This is a genomic window from Streptomyces sp. NPDC048338 (genome assembly GCF_043201055.1).
Lineage (GTDB): Bacteria > Actinomycetota > Actinomycetes > Streptomycetales > Streptomycetaceae > Streptomyces.
The window spans coordinates 339,236-354,025 of the sequence record NZ_JBICYQ010000008.1 but is presented as its reverse complement, the minus strand read 5'-3'; the positions used below and the strand labels follow the sequence as shown (position 1 = coordinate 354,025).

Here is a 14,790-nt window from a genome sequence, read left to right as displayed (position 1 = left end):
GTTTCACTGCGGAATATTCCGTCTGGCGGAATGTACAAATGGGCGCGTGGCCGCTCAGGCGTTCACTTCCTCCACCAGTGCGAAGCTCTGCCGGGCGATCTCCAGCTCCTCGTCGGTCGGCACCACGGCGACCGCCACTCGCGCGTACTCGGGCGAGATCAGCCGGGCCTCGTCGGACCGCACCGCGTTGAGGCCGGCGTCCACCGCGAGGCCCAGTTCCTCCAGGCCCGCGACCGCCGCCTCCCGCACCGGAGCCGCGTTCTCCCCGACGCCCGCCGTGAACGCCACCGCGTCCACCTTCCCCAGAACCGCGTAGTAAGCCCCGATGTACTTCTTCAGCCGGTGGATGTACACGTCGAAGGCGAGCGCCGCCCGCTCGTCGCCCTCGTCGATCCGGCGCCGGATCTCCCGCATGTCGTTGTCGCCGCACAGCCCGACCAGCCCGCTCCGCTTGTTCAGCAGCACGTCGATCTCGTCGGTCGACATGCCGGCCACCCGCTCGAGGTGGAAGGTGACCGCCGGGTCGATGTCGCCCGAACGGGTCCCCATCACCAGGCCCTCCAGCGGGGTCAGGCCCATCGAGGTGTCCACGCACCGCCCGCCCCGAACGGCCGAGGCGGAGGCCCCGTTGCCCAGGTGCAGCACGATGACGTTCACCTCCTCGGGCGCCTTGCCGAGGAGCTTCGCCGTCTCGCGCGACACGTAGGCGTGCGAGGTGCCGTGGAAGCCGTAGCGGCGGATGCGGTGGGCGTCCGCCGTCTCCACGTCGATCGCGTACCGGGCCGCGTGCTCCGGCATCGTCGTGTGGAACGCGGTGTCGAAGACGGCGACCTGCGGCAGGTCGGGGCGCAGCTCCATCGCCGTGCGGATGCCGGTCAGGTTCGCCGGGTTGTGCAGCGGGGCGACCGGCACCAGCCGCTCGATCTCGGCCAGCACCTCGTCGTCGACGACGGTCGGCTGTGTGAACCGCAGTCCGCCGTGCACCACCCGGTGCCCGATCGCGGCCAGTTCGGGGGAGTCCAGTCCGAGTCCGTCCGCGGCCAGCTCCTCGGCCACCGCCTTCAGCGCGGCCGCGTGGTCGGCGACCGGGCTCGTCCGCTCGCGCCTCTCGCCGCCCCCGCCCTGGAGCGGGGTGTGCACCAGCCGCGAGGTCTCCTCGCCGATCCGCTCCACCAGCCCGACCGCCAGCCGGGTGTGCCGGCGCATGTCCAGCAACTGGTACTTCACCGACGACGAGCCGGAGTTGAGGACGAGGACACGGGACGCGGTCATGCGGGGAGCTCCTCACCCTGGGACTGGATCGCGGTGATGGCGACCGTGTTCACGATGTCGCTGACGAGCGCGCCGCGCGACAGGTCGTTCACCGGCTTGCGCAGACCCTGGAGCACCGGTCCCACGGCCACCGCGCCGGCCGAACGCTGCACGGCCTTGTAGGTGTTGTTGCCGGTGTTGAGGTCCGGGAAGATCAGCACGGTCGCCTGGCCGGCCACCTCCGACTCCGGCAGCTTGGTCGCGGCGACGGAGGGCTCGACCGCCGCGTCGTACTGGATCGGCCCCTCGATGCGCAGCTCCGGACGGGACTCGCGCACCAGCTTGGTCGCCTCGCGCACCTTGTCCACGTCCGCGCCGGAACCCGAGGTGCCGGTGGAGTACGAGAGCATCGCGATCCGCGGCTCGACGCCGAAGCGGGCCGCCGTCGCCGCCGACTGCACGGCGATGTCCGCGAGCTGCTCGGCGTCCGGGTCCGGGTTGACCGCGCAGTCGCCGTAGACGAGCACCCTGTCCGCGAGGCACATGAAGAAGACCGAGGAGACGATCGACGCCTCCGGCTTCGTCTTGATGATCTCGAAGGCCGGCCGGATCGTCGCGGCCGTGGAGTGCACCGAACCGGAGACCATGCCGTCGGCCAGGCCCTCCTCGACCATCAGCGTCCCGAAGTAGTTCACGTCCGACACCACGTCGTACGCGAGCTCGACCGTGACGCCCTTGTGGGCGCGCAGCGCCGCGTACTTCTCCGCGAAGGCGTCGCGCAGCTCGGAGGTGCGCGGGTCGATCAGCTGGGTGGCCGACAGGTCGATGCCGAGGTCGGCGGCCTTCTTGCGGATCGCCTCCACGTCGCCGAGCAGCGTCAGGTCGCAGACGTCGCGGCGCAGCAGGACGTCGGCGGCGCGCAGCACCCGCTCCTCGCCGCCCTCGGGCAGCACCACCCGGCGGCGGTGTGCGCGGGCCTGCTCCAGCAGGTCGTGCTCGAACATCATCGGCGTGACCCGGCCGCTGCGGGCCACCGAGATCCGCTTGAGCAGGTCGCCGGTGTCCACGTGCCGCTCGAAGAGGCCGATCGCGGTCTCCGCCTTGCGCGGTGTGGCCGCGTTCAACTTGCCTTCGAGGGCGAACAGTTCGGTGGCCGTGGGGAAACTGGTGCCGGGGACGGAGATCACCGGGGTACCGGGCGCGAGCCGGGCCGCCAGGGTCAGCACCGTGTCGCTGGGCCGCTCGTTCAGGGTGAGCAGCACTCCGGCGATCGGCGGGGTGCCGGACGAGTGGGCGGCCAGCGCGCCCACGACCAGGTCGGCGCGGTCCCCGGGGGTGACGACGAGACAGCCGGGGGTCAGCGCGCTGAGGAAGTTCGGCAGCATCGCGCCGCCGAAGACGAAGTCGAGGGCGTCCCGGGCCATGCCCGCGTCGTCGCCGAGCACGACCGAGGCGCCGAGCGCGTGCGCGATCTGGGCGACGGTGGGGGCGGCCAGCGCCGGCTCGTCGGGCAGGACGTAGCAGGGGACGGGCAGCCGGCTCGCGAGGCGTTCGGCGATGACCTCGCGGTCCTCGGCGGCCACCCGGTTGACGACCATCGCGAGCACGTCGCAGCCGAGCCCGTGGTACGCCCGGTAGGCGTTGCGTGCCTCGGCCCGTACGGACTCGGCGGGCTGGCCCTTGCCGCCCACCACGGGTATGACCGAGGCGCCGAACTCGTTGGCGAGCCGGGCGTTGATGGCCAGCTCGTCGGGGAGCTGGGTGGCGGCGAAGTCCGTGCCGAGGACGAGGACGACCTCGTACTCCCGGGCCACCGCGTGGAAACGCTCGACGAGCCGGGAGACCAGCTCGTCGGTGCCCTGCTCCGCCTGGAGGTCGGACGCCTCGTGGTAGTCCATGCCGTAGACGGTCGACGCGTCCTGGGAGAGCCGGTAGCGGGCCCGCAGCAGATCGAAGAGGCGGTCGGGGCCGTCGTGCACGAGTGGCCGGAAGACCCCCACCCGGTCCACCTGGCGGGTCAGGAGCTCCATGACTCCCAGCTCGACGACCTGCCGGCCGTCCCCGCGGTCGATCCCGGTCACGTACACGCTGCGCGTCACGCCGTGGTCTCCTGTCCCGTTTCCGTCAGCCGAGTGTTCTCAAGGCAGCTCGATAGGGTGGCAATGCCCTCTTGACAATACCTCCGGGGATGGCTAGAACGCCCGCCGGACGGAAGGTCCTGACGACGGTCCCGCGAGGTCGGGACGAAAGGCCCCGGGCAGCCGTCCCGGAGGGCCGCCCGAGCCCGCCGCGGCCCCTGTTCCGGGCCGCGGCGGACCCGCGCGGGAGCCGCCCTCCGGCCCCGCCCGGGCGGGGCCGGAGCCGGACGCGCCGGGCGGTCGGGAGCGCGGGCGCCGGTCGGGGCGTGTGAGAATCGACAGGGCTCACCCCTTCCGCTACCCGAGCAGGAGACACAGCACGATGCGTATCGGAGTTCTCACCGCAGGCGGCGACTGCCCTGGCCTGAACGCAGTGATCCGGTCGGTCGTCCACCGCGCGCTCACCGGTCACGGAGACGAAGTCATCGGCTTCGAGGACGGGTTCAAGGGTCTCCTCGACGGGCACTTCCGCCCGCTCGACCTCAACGCGGTGAGCGGCATCCTCGCCCGTGGCGGCACGATCCTCGGCTCCGCCCGGCTGGAGCGCAACCGGCTGGCCGAAGCCGCCGCGTCCGCACCGGAGTTGGCCAGGGAGTACGGCATCGACGTCCTCATCCCGATCGGCGGCGAGGGCACCCTGACCGCCTCGCGGATGCTCTCCGACGCCGGCATGCCCGTCGTCGGTGTGCCGAAGACCATCGACAACGACATCTCCGCCACCGACCGCACCTTCGGCTTCGACACCGCGGTGGGTGTGGCGACCGAGGCCATAGACCGTCTCAAGACCACCGCCGAGTCCCACCAGCGGGTGATGGTCGTCGAGGTGATGGGCCGTCACGCGGGCTGGATCGCCCTGGAGTCGGGCATGGCCGGCGGCGCCCACGGCATCTGCCTGCCCGAGCGGCCCTTCCAGGTCGACGACCTGGTCAAGATGGTCGAGGAGCGCTTCTCGCGCGGCAAGAAGTTCGCCGTCATCTGTGTCGCCGAGGGCGCCCACCCGGCGGAGGGCTCCATGGAGTACCGGAAGGGCGAGATCGACCAGTACGGCCACGAGCGCTTCCAGGGCATCGGCAACCGGCTCGCGGTCGAACTGGAGCGGCGCCTCGGCAAGGAGGCCCGGCCGGTCATCCTCGGTCACGTCCAGCGCGGCGGTACGCCCACCGCGTACGACCGGGTGCTCGCGACCCGCTTCGGCTGGCACGCGGTGGAGGCGGCGCACCGCGGCGACTTCGGCCGGATGACGGCGCTGCGCGGCACGGACGTCGTGATGGTGCCGCTCGCGGAGGCCATCACGCAGCTCAAGACGGTGCCCGCGAACCGGATGTCCGAGGCGGAGTCGGTCTTCTGACCCGGCCGCCCCCGTACCTCACGGGGCGGCCCGCACGTCGAAGGGCCCCGACCGTCCCCCCGTGGACGGTCGGGGCCCTTCGCGTTCTCCCGCGCCCTTCCGGCCCCCGACCCGGAATTGCCGGTTTCCACTCTTGAGCCGAACAGCGCGATCAACAAGGCTTGGCCCTGTCCGGGACATGTCCCAACTCCGTCCCGGGCGCGGCCGGAGGCGTGCACGGCGAGGGCGGGGAGTACGGATGACCGAGCGGGACCGCGGCGGGCGGCGCGCACCCGACCCGCGCGGGGCCGGCGACCCCGCGGCCTTCGTCGCACGCCTGCAGGACCTCAAGAACTGGTCCGGACTGACCTACCGCGAGCTGACGGCCCATGCGGAGGCGCTGGGGCAGGTGCTGCCCCGCTCCACCGTGGCGAACATGCTGTCGCGCGCGACCCTGCCCCGCGAGGAGCTGCTGACGTCCTTCGTCCTGGCCTGCGGGGTGGACCCGGCGTCCCTGGAGAGCTGGCTGGTGGTCCGCAAGGAGCTGGCCGCGCGCGGGGCGTACGGCTCCGGTCCCGAGGCGGCCGGCACGGTGCCCGGTCAGAGGGTGGGGCCGACCGCCGGCGAGGACGACGGCACCGAGGACGACGGAGGCACCGAGGACGGCGAGAGCCCCGACCACGCGGACGGCGCGCTCCGCTGGCCCGCTGCCCCGGAGCCGGACCCCGGACCCGAGCCGCCGCGCCCCGGGGCCGGCCCCCGGGTGCGGCGCACGCTCGTCGCGCTCGTCGCCGTCACGGGACTCGTCCTCGCCGGGGTCAGCGTCGTCGTCGCGCTCGTCGGCGACGGCACCCCGGAGGCGCCCCCGGGGCGGCCCCGGCTGACGGCACCGGCCGCGGGCGACGTGCGGATCCGGGTGATCGGCTCGGACCTCTGCCTCGGCGAGCGGCGCGGCGGAAGGAGCGGCCAGGTCTTCCAGCAGGAGTGCGCCGGTGCCACGACCCCGCTCTACTCGCTGAAGGACCTCGGCGCGGAGCGCTGGCGGATCGTCTCCGACCACCCCGACCACGGCCCCGGCTGCTCCGGCATCCCCTCCGGGGGCCGCCTACCGGACGCCGCGCTGGAGGACTCGGAGTGCGGTGATCCGACCCGCGTCGAGCGCTTCACGCTGGAGCCCCTCGGCACGCCGGTCCGCGGCTACCGCATCGTGCCCGTGGGCTCGGCGACCGCCGGCGTGTGCGTGACCGTGGTCGGCGACCGCACCGCCGCGTGGGCGAGGCTGGCCCAGGCCCCGTGCCGGGCGGACGGGCGGGGCCAGCTCTTCAGCTTCGACCGCCGGGCCGCGTCCGGCTGACCCCGAGCGGGTCCTGGGACATCCGCAGCCGGTTCTCGGCAGCCCTTCCCCCGGGGACGCGCTGGAAGTACGACCTCAGTCGCCCGTCGCGTCCCAGAAGTGGTCGACGATGCCGTCCAGGTAGGCGCGGCCCGCGTCCCCGCTGTCGCCCGAGGCGCCCCAGCTGCTCGTGGCGGCCATCCTGGCGTGGTAGTCGGTGTGCAGCCGCTGGAGCGCGGACTCCAGGACCCGCTTGGGCAGAGGCAGCATCCGCACGGCGGGGCGGACGTACGCCTGCCAGCGGGTGGTCGCCGCGTCGCGGAGCAGGGCGGCGAGGTCCTCGTCCCGGCCGGTCGCGGTCAGCAGGGCGCGCGGCCCGAGGGAGAGGGCCTCGGCGAGGGCGGCGGTCTGGCGTTCGTTGCCGCGCCAGCGCCCGCTCTCCTCCATCCTCAGATACGCGGCCGGGTCCACGCCGACCCGCCGGGCCAGGTCCTCGGGCGTGAGGGAGCGGGCCATCCGGTACTCGCGCAGGGTGGTCGCCGCGGCGAGCAGGTCACCGGGCGCGCACCACAGGACTCCCGCGAGCGCGGTCATCTCCTGCGAGTTCGGGGCGAGCCGCCCGCGCTCCCACGCGACCACGGTGTCGGGGGTGACGAGGAGCCCGTACTGGGCCCGCAGACCGTAGGCGACATGGCCCGGGGCCATGCCGAGGCCCTCGCGCAGACGGCGCGCGGCGACGGTGTCGAACGGGGGAGAGGGCTGGGACTGGGGTTGGTGCACGGCGCCACAGTAGAAGCGGATCGTCACGGATGGCTACGGTGCGTTTACCCAAGGCCAAATGTCGTAGGAATGGGGGAACCGATGAGTAACCGAGGGAGATCGGTCACTCACGGTGAGTCTTCGCGCGTAGAGGGCGGCTCTCGCCGGCGCCGCGAGCGACGGGCCGCCCCCGGAAGGGGCCGGGGCGCCCGGGGAAGCGGGGTCCGGCGGTCGGTCAGCGGGTGCGCCCGGCCGACGTGATCCACCGGTACTGTAGCTCCGGCCGCCCGATCTGCCCGTACTGCGGCGCCCGCGCGGCCCGGCCGTCCGTGACCAGGTGCTCCAGGTAGCGGCGCGCGGTGATCCGCGAGATGCCGACGACGTTCCCGGCCTCGGCCGCGGTCAGTCCCTCGGGGGAGTCCCGGAGCGTGCGGGTGACCGCCTCCAGCGTGGGGGCGCTCAGCCCCTTGGGGAGGGCCGCGGGCTGCGGGGTCCGCAGGGTGGCCAGCGCCCGGTCGACCTCGTCCTGCCCGGACGCCTCGCCCGCGGCGGCGCGGAACTCCGCGTACCGGGCGAGCCGGTCCCGGAGCGTGGCGAACGTGAACGGCTTCAGCACGTACTGCACGACCCCGAGGGACACCCCTTCGCGGACGATCGCCAGGTCGCGTGCGGAGGTGACGGCGATGACGTCGGCGGAGTGCCCGGCGGCGCGCAGCGAGCGGAGCAGGTGGAGGCCGTGGCCGTCGGGGAGGTAGAGGTCGAGCAGGATCAGGTCGACCGGGCCGCGCTCCAGGCACCGCACGGCGGCCGCCCGGGAATGGGCGACCCCGGTGACCGTGAACCCGGGCACGCGCCCGGCGTACAGCGCGTGCGCGTCGGCGGCGACGGGGTCGTCCTCGACGACGAGGACACGGATGGGCGTGCTGTTCATGCGGTCACCTCGGTGCGCGTGGAGCCGGCCGCCGCGGGCCCGGCGCCGCCGCTGACGGACGGGGCGGCGGGGACGGTGCCGGTCGCGGGGACGGCCGGATCGGTGGTCCGCTGCCCCACGAGGCCGGGCCTCCGGTCCAGCGGCAGCCGTACGGTGAACTCGGCGCCGCCGTCCGGGGACGCGGCCAGCGTCACCGTGCCGCCCGCGCGCGCCGTCGCCTGGCGGACCAGTGCGAGACCGAGCCCACGGCCCGGTCCGCGGGTGGACCACCCCCGGTCGAACACCGTCTCCCGGGCCTCCTCGGCGACCCCGGGGCCGGTGTCGACGACACGGATCAGCAGCACCCCGTCCCCGGCCCGGGCGGTGACCGTCACCCGCGGTCCGGGGCCGGCCGGGAACCCGGGACCGCCGGTGGATCCGGGGCCGGCCGCGTCCTCGGCGTTCGGCCCGTTCTCCGCGTCCTCTGGGTTCTCTGGGTTCTCGGCGTTCTCGGCGTTCTCGGCGTCCTCGGCCGGGTTCCCTGCGTTCCCGTCCTCGGACCCCTCCGGGTCGAACGTCGCCTCGCCCGCCGCCTCCACCGCGTTGTCGATCAGGTTGCCCAGGATCGTCACCAGATCGCGGGACGGGATCGCGGGCGGCAGCAGGCCGTCGTCGATGCGGCTGTCCTCGGTCAGGACGAGCTCCACGCCCCGCTCGTTCGCCTGCGCCGCCTTGCCCAGCAGCAGTGCCGCCAGGACCGGCTCGGCCACCGCGTCGACCACGCGGTCGGTGAGCGCCTGGGCCAGTTCCAGTTCGGCCGTGGCGAAGTCGACGGCCTCGTCCACCCGGCCCAGTTCGATCAGCGAGACCACGGTGTGCAGGCGGTTCGCCGCCTCGTGCGCCTGGGAGCGCAGAGCCTGGGTGAACCCCCGCTCCGAGGTCAACTCCCCGGACAGTGCCTGGAGTTCGGTGCGGTCCCGCAGGGTGACGACCGTCCCGCGCCGTTCGCCGCCCACCACCGGTCCGGTGCTCACCACCAGGACCCGGTCCGCCGTCAGATGCAGCTCGTCCACCCGCGGCTCCGAGGCCAGCAGGGCTCCGGTCAGGGAGGCGGGCAGCCCCAGGTCGGCCGCCGACCTGCCCACCACGTCCGCGTCGAGGCCGAGCAGCTCCCGCGCGCCGTCGTTGATCAGCGCGATCCGGCGCCGTCCGTCCAGCATCACGAGCCCCTCGCGCACCGCGTGCAGCGCGGCCTCGTGGTAGTCGTGCATCCGGCTCAGCTCGCCCGCGTTCATGCCGTGGGTGTGCCGGCGCAGCCGCGCGTTGATGACGTACGTGCCGACGCCGCCGAGCGCCAGCGCGGCCCCCGCCATCCCCAGCAGTGCCGTGACCTGCTCCCGGACCTGTTCGCTGATCTTCTCGATCGTGATGCCCGCGCTCACCAGCGCGACGACGCGGCCGTGGTCGAGGACCGGGGCCACCGTCCGCACGGAGGGGCCGAGGACGCCCAGGTGCGTCTCGGAGAAGGTCCGTCCCCGCAGGGCCGGCTCGATGTGCCCGAGATACGTGCGCCCGATCTGGTCCGGCTCGGGATGGGTCCACCGGGTCCCGTCCGGTGCCATGATCACCACGAACGTGACACCCGAGTGGTGCCGCAGCGACTCCGCGTACGGCTGGAGCAGCGCCGTCGGGTGCCCCGAGCGGGCCGCCTCGAGCACCGCCGGGGACTCGGCCACCGCCGTCGCGGTGGCGTGGGACTGCCGGCGGGCGGTCTCCTCGGCCTGGCTCCGGTCGGTGACGTACGCGAAGGCGGCGCAGCCTGCCACGATCGCCGCGACCAGCACGACCTGCATCGCGAAGAGCTGGCCGGCGAGGCTCCGGGGCCGGGGGAAGGGTATGCGCATGCGGGTAAGTGTGCCCGGCCGGATTTGCGCCGGGGAATCGGATCGTCCGAATCGTTCCCGGGTCGAGGCCGGGCCGTCCGTGACGGTGTCGCGGAGTCGTGCGTGAACGAAAGGCACGTAACCGTGACCCGGGTCACAGGCTGATGGATAGTCGCGGGGATCCACCGGGACGTGGACACCCATCAGCACGAGGAGGACCCCGTGGCCGCACAACGGGACCGTACCCATTACCTGTACCTGGCAGTCATCGGCGCCGTGCTGCTCGGCATCGCCGTCGGCTTCCTGGCGCCGGGCGTCGCCGTCGAGCTCAAGCCGCTCGGCACCGGCTTCGTCAACCTGATCAAGATGATGATCTCGCCGATCATCTTCTGCACGATCGTGCTCGGTGTCGGCTCGGTCCGGAAGGCGGCGAAGGTCGGCGCGGTCGGCGGGCTCGCCCTCGGGTACTTCCTCGTGATGTCGACCGTGGCCCTCGCGATCGGCCTCGTCGTCGGCAACCTCCTGGAGCCGGGCTCCGGGCTGCACCTGACGAAGGAGATCGCCGAGGTCGGTTCCCGGCAGGCGGAGGGGGCGAGCGAGTCCACAGCGGACTTCCTGCTCGGGATCATCCCGAAGACGCTGGTCTCGGCCTTCACGGAGGGCGAGGTGCTGCAGACCCTGCTCGTCGCGCTGCTCGCCGGCTTCGCGCTCCAGGCGATGGGCACGGCGGGCGAGCCGGTCCTGCGCGGGATCGGGCACATCCAGCGCCTGGTGTTCCGCATCCTCGGCATGATCATGTGGGCCGCGCCCGTCGGCGCCTTCGGTGCGATCGCCGCGGTCGTCGGCGCCACCGGCATGGACGCGCTGAAGTCGCTCGCCGTCATCATGATCGGCTTCTACGTGACCTGCGCGCTGTTCGTCTTCGTGGTCCTCGGCACGCTGCTGCGGCTGGTCGCCGGCGTCGACATCCTGAAGCTGCTGAAGTACCTGGGCCGCGAGTTCCTGCTCATCCTCTCCACGTCCTCCTCCGAGTCGGCCCTGCCGCGGCTGATCGCGAAGATGGAGCACCTGGGCGTCAGCAAGCCCGTCGTCGGCATCACCGTGCCGACCGGATACTCCTTCAACCTGGACGGCACGGCGATCTACCTGACGATGGCCTCGCTCTTCGTCGCGGAGGCGATGGGCAACCCGCTCTCGCTCGGCGAGCAGGTCTCCCTCCTCGTCTTCATGGTGATCGCCTCGAAGGGCGCGGCGGGCGTGACCGGCGCCGGTCTGGCGACCCTCGCGGGCGGCCTGCAGTCGCACCGCCCCGAGCTGGTCGACGGCGTCGGCCTGATCGTCGGCATCGACCGTTTCATGAGCGAGGCCCGCGCCCTGACCAACTTCGCGGGCAACGCGGTCGCGACCGTTCTCGTCGGCACCTGGACCAAGGAGATCGACAAGGCCCGGGTGTCCGAGGTGCTCGCCGGCCGTGTCCCGTTCGACGAGAAGACGCTCGTCGACGACCACGCCGTCGCGGAGGTCCCGGACCAGCGGGCCGAGGCGGCCGACGAGGGCGACGAGAAGGCGCGCGCCGGCGTCTGAGGATCCCGGGTCCCGGGCCTTGAGCCGGATCCGGGCCTCGGGTAGGGGCTGTTCCGTGGTCCTGGTGCGCCCGCCGGGGATGACGGGACAGCCCCGGAGGGAGGACCCCGGCCCGCTCGCGGGCCGGGGTCCTCCCTCCGTGTCGGGGCGTCGCGGGCGGGTCAGGAGAAGGGGACGGTCACCAGGGAGCGGTTCCCGATCCCCAGCGTGCTCGGCCCGTTGCCGATCGCGTTCCACACCTCGACCCGGACCCGGCCGTTCACCAGGTTCCCGTGCGTCCCGGTCGCCGACTTCAGACCGCGCGCCTGGGTGTAGTGCTCGTCGCCGGGCACCGGATCGGTGGCGAAGTACTGGTAGGTCTCCGTACGGTCCCAGGTCCCGTCGCCGGTGCGGTCGTAACTCACCCGCACCTGCTGGCCGTTGGCCACCACCGTCCCGGCGTCCACGAACAGGTCGAACTGCGTGGAACCGCCGTTGTACGTCCGCGTGATCGGGCCCGAGGTGAAGACCTGCGGACTGGCCGGGGTCCCGTCGTGGTTGGCTCCGCCCGCCGACGCCAGGGTCACCGTCGAAGCCGTGGTCGCGTCCCCGGCCCCGCCGCCCGGCCGCAGGTACAGCTGGGAGGAGCCGGACGGCGGCGGAGTGGTCGGGGGAGTCGTCGGCGGCGTCGTCGTGCCGCCCCGGGTCCAGACCGCCACGTAGTCGACCAGCATCGGCCGGCCCGGCACGGTCGCCGCGGTCGGCGTCTTCCCGGCCAGGGCGTCGGGGAACGCCCCGCCCATCGCGACGTTGAGCAGGATGAAGTAGCCGGCGTGGCTGGTCATGTCGGCCCAGGCGGCGGCGCCCACCCGGTTCTCGTCCACGCTGTGGAAGAGCTGGTCGTCCACGTACCAGCGCAGCGCGTTGGGCGAGACCGAGCGGTCCCACTCGAAGCGGTAGGTGTGGAAGGCCGACTGGCAGGTCGCCCCGGGGCAGGCGCGACTGGCGCCGATGCCTGTCGTCTCGCCGCACGGGCCGCCCGGGTTCACCCCGCAGTGGAGCACGCCCCAGACGGAGTTGAGCCCGTTGACGTTCTCCATGATGTCGAACTCGCCGATGGCGGGCCAGTTCCAGTAGTTGCCCCGGTACGGCGCGCCGAGTGCCCAGAAGGCCGGCCAGTAGCCGAGGGCGGCGTCGCCCGTGACGTTCGGCATCTGGATACGGCCCTCGATGCGCAGGGTGCCGCCCTCGGGGGCCTTGAAGTCGGCGCGCTTGGTCTCGATCCGGGCGGAGGTCCAGTTGCCCGCGCCGTCCCGGAGCGGAGTGATGCGCAGGTTGCCGGTGCCGTCGAGGCGGAGGTTGTCGGGGCTTGCGGTGTAGTTCTGGATCTCTCCGGTGCCCCAGTTGCCGGGGCCGCCGGGATAGCCGTGACCGGTGTCGATCTGCCAGTCGGCGGCGTTCGGGAGGGAGCGGTCGGGGCCGTCGAAGTCGTCGCTCCAGCGGAGCGACCAGCCGGGGGCGGGCGGGACGGCGCCGCTGGCGCTGCCGGCTCCGCCGCCCAGGCCCAGCAGGGCGCCGGCGGCCAGCGCGGCGGCCAGCAGCGAGGCGAGCACCGGGGTGCGGCGGGTGCGGGGGGTAGGTCTGACGCGGCTCAAGGAGAACACCTCCGGGAAGGATGGTGCGCGGGGGGTGCGAGGGGGGGCACGCGGGTGGTGCCCGCGTGCTGAGAGCGCTCTCAGGGAGCTTTTGTAGTTGGAGACACCGATCCCGTCAATGGGTCCGGTGTCTTCGGCTGTTGAACACCCAGCTCGGCCAACTCCTGCTCGGTGAGAACGAGTTCGGCCGCCGCGGCCGAATCCCGCACTGTCTCCGGACGGCTCGCCCCCGGGATCGGCAGCACCGTGCCCGGCCGCGCGAGCAGCCAGGCCAGCGCGACCCGCTGCGGGCTCACCCCACGGGCCCGCGCCACCCGGTGGAAGGCCGCGAAGGCGGGGTCCTCCGCCTGGCCCGAGGCGCCGTCCAGCGCGCTGCGCGAGATCCCGCCCAGCGGACTCCACGGCAGGAAGGCGAGGCCGAGTTCCGCGCAGAGCCGCAGCTCCGCCTCGCCCGAGCGCACCGCGGGCGAGTACCGGTTCTGCACGGAGACGAGCCGCTCGCCCAGGATCTCCCGCGCGAGGCGGATCCGGTGGGTGTCCACGTTGGAGATCCCGGCCAGCCGGACCGTTCCGGCGTCCAGCAACTCGCGTATCGCGCCCAGGGATTCGGCATAGGGGACGGCGGGGTCCGGCTTGTGGAGCTGGTACAGCCCGATCGCCTCGCCCCCCAGGCGCCTCAGCGAGGCCTCTGCGGCCCGCCGCAGATGCCCCGGCCGGCCGTCGACCGTCCAGCCTCCGTCGCCGGTACGGCCGCGGCCGCCTTTCGTCGCCACCAGTACGTCGTCGGTCCGGCCGCCGTACGCGGCCAGGGCCCGGGCCACCAGTCGCTCGCCCTCGCCCGGCTCGCCGTCGGGTGGATGGTAGGAATCGGCGGTGTCCAGCAAGGTGACCCCCGCGTCGAGGGCGGCGTGCACGGTGGCCACGGCCCGGGCCTCCTCGGGGCGGCCCTCGATGGAGAGCGGCATGGTGCCGAACCCCACCGCGCCGACCCGTACGTCACCCAGCGTCAGGGAGCGCATCAGAGCGCCCCGAGGGTCTCGGAAAGGGCCTGCGAAAGCCACTCGGAGGAATGCCGGAACGTGAATCCCAGACCGGTCGCACGGGCGTTGTCCATTCCGTACGAGCGGGCGAAGGAGAACGGCGACACCTCGCCGACCTCCACCTCCTGGAAAACGGCCCGCCCGCCCGTCTGCCGGACGATCTCGGCGCAGATGTCCGCGGTGCCGAGAGGGCCGTGGGAATGGGCGTTGACCGGTCCGGTGAAGCCGGCCCCGGCCGCCCAGGCGAGGAACGCGGCGATCTCCTCCACGTACACGTAGGTCGCCGGACGGTTCCGCACCGGCACCCGGATCGGCTCACCCGCCCGGACGCGCCGCGCGTAGTGCTCGACCCGGCCGGTGAAGTCGTCCGCGCCACCCAGCACGTGGGCGACCCGCACCGAGGTCCAGGCGAAGGCGGATCCGGCCGCGAACACCGCCTCGGCCTGCCGCTTCCCCTCTCCGTAGTGCGCCTCGCGGAACTCCGGGTCGTGCCACGGCAGCTCCGTGTCGACGACCACCGTGTCCAGGTCGAGGGCGTCCTCGGCGACCGGCGCGGCCGAGTCCTCGTACGCGTACACCTCCACGGTCGACGTCATCACATAGCGCCCGGTGCGCCCCGCGAACACCCGCCGGGCGATCTCCGCCTGGCGTGGCGTGTAGCAGACCTGGTCCACGACCACGTCGAAGGAAAGCCCCTTCAAGGCGTTCTCCAGGGCGGCCTCGTCGTCGCGGTCGGCGACGATCCTGCCGACGCCGTCCGGGGCCGGGGAAGAACCCCGGTTGAGCATCGTGACCCGATGCCCCGATTCCCGGAGAAGCGTGATCAGCCGCTTTCCGAAATAGCGGTTCCCACCGATGACCAGAACGTCCACGAATTCCAACTCCCTTGTGCGATGGGACAAGTGTTACGTTGTCCGCGCGCCGCCTGAAG

Annotated in this window: 11 protein-coding genes; 3 read left to right on the top strand and 8 right to left on the bottom strand. The window is 73.1% G+C overall.

Annotated features, from left to right (window positions below; all coding sequences use genetic code 11):
- Positions 1-54: 54 nt before the first annotated feature.
- Both ACGFZF_RS20860 and pta read right to left on the bottom strand, forming a co-directional pair.
- Positions 55-1,272 carry an acetate kinase gene (locus tag ACGFZF_RS20860; protein WP_393556106.1) on the bottom strand — a complete coding sequence of 406 codons (1,218 nt, stop codon included), beginning with the start codon at positions 1,270-1,272 and terminating at the stop codon, positions 55-57.
- Entirely contained in the window at positions 1,269-3,350 is a 2,082-nt protein-coding gene (gene pta / locus ACGFZF_RS20855; RefSeq protein WP_393556104.1) for a phosphate acetyltransferase, read from the bottom strand. Before pta ends, ACGFZF_RS20860 begins: the two co-directional genes overlap by 4 nt.
- A gap of 361 nt (positions 3,351-3,711) precedes the next feature.
- Here pta and ACGFZF_RS20850 point away from each other — a divergent pair, with 361 nt between their 5' ends.
- Together ACGFZF_RS20850 and ACGFZF_RS20845 are read left to right on the top strand one after the other, a co-directional pair.
- Positions 3,712-4,737, top strand: coding sequence for an ATP-dependent 6-phosphofructokinase (locus ACGFZF_RS20850; protein WP_393556102.1), 1,026 nt, complete (start codon positions 3,712-3,714; stop codon positions 4,735-4,737).
- 238 nt (positions 4,738-4,975) lie between these two features.
- Positions 4,976-6,070, top strand: coding sequence for a hypothetical protein (locus tag ACGFZF_RS20845; RefSeq protein WP_393556100.1), 1,095 nt, complete (start codon positions 4,976-4,978; stop codon positions 6,068-6,070).
- Positions 6,071-6,145: 75 nt separating this feature from the next.
- Here the strand turns inward: ACGFZF_RS20845 and ACGFZF_RS20840 are convergent, their stop codons facing one another.
- The 3 genes from ACGFZF_RS20840 to ACGFZF_RS20830 all read right to left on the bottom strand — a co-directional run bounded on the left by ACGFZF_RS20840 (position 6,146) and on the right by ACGFZF_RS20830 (position 9,622).
- Entirely contained in the window at positions 6,146-6,850 is a 705-nt protein-coding gene (locus ACGFZF_RS20840; RefSeq protein ID WP_393556209.1) for a helix-turn-helix domain-containing protein, read from the bottom strand.
- A gap of 193 nt (positions 6,851-7,043) precedes the next feature.
- Positions 7,044-7,739, bottom strand: coding sequence for a response regulator (locus ACGFZF_RS20835; RefSeq protein ID WP_356607642.1), 696 nt, complete (start codon positions 7,737-7,739; stop codon positions 7,044-7,046).
- A complete protein-coding gene (locus ACGFZF_RS20830) occupies positions 7,736-9,622 on the bottom strand; it encodes an ATP-binding protein (RefSeq protein WP_393556097.1) in 1,887 nt (628 codons plus the stop codon). The genes ACGFZF_RS20835 and ACGFZF_RS20830 overlap by 4 nt, the downstream gene beginning before the upstream one ends.
- A gap of 201 nt (positions 9,623-9,823) precedes the next feature.
- Here ACGFZF_RS20830 and ACGFZF_RS20825 point away from each other — a divergent pair, with 201 nt between their 5' ends.
- A complete protein-coding gene (locus tag ACGFZF_RS20825; RefSeq protein WP_393556095.1) occupies positions 9,824-11,185 on the top strand; it encodes a cation:dicarboxylate symporter family transporter in 1,362 nt (453 codons plus the stop codon).
- A gap of 161 nt (positions 11,186-11,346) precedes the next feature.
- Here the strand turns inward: ACGFZF_RS20825 and ACGFZF_RS20820 are convergent, their stop codons facing one another.
- From ACGFZF_RS20820 to ACGFZF_RS20810, 3 genes are all read right to left on the bottom strand, one after another.
- Entirely contained in the window at positions 11,347-12,819 is a 1,473-nt protein-coding gene (locus ACGFZF_RS20820; RefSeq protein WP_393556093.1) for a glycoside hydrolase family 16 protein, read from the bottom strand.
- 80 nt (positions 12,820-12,899) lie between these two features.
- Positions 12,900-13,838, bottom strand: coding sequence for an aldo/keto reductase (locus ACGFZF_RS20815; protein ID WP_393556091.1), 939 nt, complete (start codon positions 13,836-13,838; stop codon positions 12,900-12,902).
- Complete coding sequence (locus tag ACGFZF_RS20810) at positions 13,838-14,731, bottom strand: NAD-dependent epimerase/dehydratase family protein (RefSeq protein ID WP_393556089.1); 894 nt, start codon at positions 14,729-14,731, stop codon at positions 13,838-13,840. Before ACGFZF_RS20810 ends, ACGFZF_RS20815 begins: the two co-directional genes overlap by 1 nt.
- Positions 14,732-14,790: the final 59 nt, after the last annotated feature.